This window comes from Bradyrhizobium genomosp. III, assembly GCF_000261705.1.
In the GTDB taxonomy this organism is placed as follows: Bacteria; Pseudomonadota; Alphaproteobacteria; order Rhizobiales; family Xanthobacteraceae; genus Bradyrhizobium; species Bradyrhizobium ottawaense.
This window is the reverse complement of the sequence record NZ_AJQF01000576.1, coordinates 1-2,244: the sequence shown is the minus strand read 5'-3', so window position 1 is coordinate 2,244 and position 2,244 is coordinate 1. Positions and strand designations below refer to the sequence as shown.

At 57.7% G+C, this 2,244-nt stretch carries 4 protein-coding genes; 1 reads left to right on the top strand and 3 read right to left on the bottom strand.

Going from position 1 to position 2,244, the window contains the following annotated elements; translation table 11 throughout:
- Positions 1 to 550: 550 nt before the first annotated feature.
- The 3 genes from IC66_RS0142180 to IC66_RS44905 form a co-directional block, all read right to left on the bottom strand.
- Positions 551 to 790, bottom strand: coding sequence for a hypothetical protein (locus IC66_RS0142180; protein WP_018269532.1), 240 nt, complete (start codon positions 788 to 790; stop codon positions 551 to 553).
- A 132-nt stretch (positions 791 to 922) separates the two neighbouring features.
- Positions 923 to 1,189, bottom strand: coding sequence for a hypothetical protein (locus IC66_RS47460; protein ID WP_014498652.1), 267 nt, complete (start codon positions 1,187 to 1,189; stop codon positions 923 to 925).
- A 235-nt stretch (positions 1,190 to 1,424) separates the two neighbouring features.
- The gene (locus IC66_RS44905; RefSeq protein WP_011090921.1) at positions 1,425 to 1,829 is read right to left on the bottom strand and encodes a hypothetical protein; all 405 of its coding nucleotides are present in this window, start codon (positions 1,827 to 1,829) and stop codon (positions 1,425 to 1,427) included.
- Positions 1,830 to 2,001: 172 nt separating this feature from the next.
- Here IC66_RS44905 and IC66_RS42955 point away from each other — a divergent pair.
- Positions 2,002 to 2,244: transposase (locus IC66_RS42955; RefSeq protein ID WP_193375330.1), on the top strand; the 243-nt coding region annotated here is incomplete at its 3' end.

Below are 2,244 nucleotides of genomic sequence, written 5' to 3'. Positions count from 1 at the left end.
GCATGAGCCGGTCCTTTACGAATAAGACGGGCTAGACTGCCGCTGGGGGTCACTCCGATGGGTGAAGCCAAGCGCAGACTTGAGGAAATGAAGGTGGCACCTTGTCGTTGTCGATCGGGGCGACAATCGGCTTCCTGCTGTTTTGATGGTGTTCGATGGCACAAGCCGGCTTCAGGGCTTGACCTTCGATCCGGCTCGCCCAGTACGACACTTGAACGCTGTTACATGCAGGAGCTGGGAAATTGCGAAGCGCCAATCTCCGGCGAGCATCTGATCAGCGAGGCTGTGATCGAAATACTTCGCGGGGACGGTAATTTCACGGCCTCTGGACTGCCTTGGCTCGAAGCAGGCGAAACAAAGGCGCTGGCTCCAAAGAATCTCACCGCGAACTGCCTTTGTAGACGACACAACAGCGCGCTGTCGCCGTTGGATGCCGCTGCCAAGATATTCTTTGCCGGCCTCAGGGACTGCTTGGAATCGAGCGAAGCCGTCTTGCCGTACTTGCTGTCCGGTCATGATGTCGAACGCTGGCTGCTGAAGACGCTCAAAGCTAACGAAACGGCCGCAGCCCATATCGGCGGCAAAGCGCCAGAAAAAGGTGCCGAGACCACTGGTCGGGAAGTGAGAATTGCTGTTCGATTGGTGGATCGTGGCGAGCGAGTTCCTCGACCCGGGCCCGCACCCGCTGCAGCGCGGCTTCCGCCGCATGGCGCTCACCAGCAGTTCCGGCCCCCACGAACAACGCCTCGATCTTCCGAAGCTTCTCGCGCAGCTGCGACTCGCTGTTCATTCTGATCCCGTTGCCCGCTCCGAACCGGGATCACCCCATCACCGCGCCCCGGCGGCGTCAATCATCCCGACCGCGCTATCCAGAGCATTCCGCGCAAGTCGAGCCCGGGAACCGGTGATCCTGTCGTGACGCTCACGTACAAGCTGCGTTTGATGTAGGGCAGAAGCGACTGCCTTGGTCGTGAACGCGTCCGACCGGAATTTTCGCAACGATTTCGACAAGAGCTGGTCGATCGACGTTGCAAACAGCGAGCTTGAGTGAGCGCGCGGCCTTTTTGGCCGCCGCCGCCTGGCGCTCCGGAAACCGGCCGGCCTTCGGCTTGCCGGTCGCGTCGATCCCGTAAACGATGATTGCCGAGGCGGAGAGTGTCTTTTGGTTCGTGAGATTGGGCTTGGCCATTTTGCCCTCCTGAAAAGCCGAAGGGGCCCGATTTGGGCCCCTTTCTGAAACGGCGTTGTCGCTGGTCCTGCGGGATGCTCCCGGCAATGGCGGTCTTGTCATTGGACGACTCCTTTGCTGAAGACGAGAAGAGCGTTCAAACAATCTCGTCGTAAGTATAATAAAGCATATCATCCAAAAGCGCAATGATTGCAATAATTTAGCTGCAGAAAAATTGCGCTTAAATAGAAGATAATTACTGTAATTTCCGCGCTTTTTTGGCACAATTACTGTAAACAATACACGACGAAAGATCGCATGACTTGCGATCATCAATATTGTTGCCGTTGCAGACGTTCAAACCGTCAGCAGCGCAGTAACGCCAAAGAGCGTGCTGAACAAAGCGCGGAAAATCCGCCGGAAAATTACGATCAAACTGGCGCGCGTCGATCTGTGCCGAGACGCGCCGCAAGACCTCGGCGCAGCCGCCGTCTGCATAGCAACGGGGACCGTACGGATGAACCATGCCAAGTTGCTCCAAAATCCCGGTTCGGACCAGAAAGTTGTGAACCAGCCGATCCACGACGATCATGGCAATGCCAACTGCATACCAATCAGGACGGGCCTCGCGATCCGCCATCAAAACGGATGAAAGCGTCATCGTCAGAACCTTGTCCGAAACCCCAAAAACATGACGGGTCGGACCGACTAACCTGTCTTATTCGTAAGAGGCGCCCGAGAGGCTGGCGAGCGTGGTGTAAAGCGCTCATACGGCGTAGGATTCGGTTGTGAAGCCAACCCCATCACCTCCAACCGCGAACGCCACGCCCGCCATGACCGACGATACGATTCCGCCCTTCTCGTTTCCAGCCATTCACGCCAAGAAAGTCACAGCTGCCTTCGATGGTGGGCGCCTAACCTCGAACGGGGGCGTGATGCTTCTGGCGATGGCCGAGCGGCGTCTCGGCTTGGCCGACAATCTGGCCCGGGTGTTCCCGGATCGGCGCGATCCGACGCGGGTCGTGCACAGCCTTGTCGATATGAAGGAGGAGCTTGGACTTGATCACTTCGAAGGG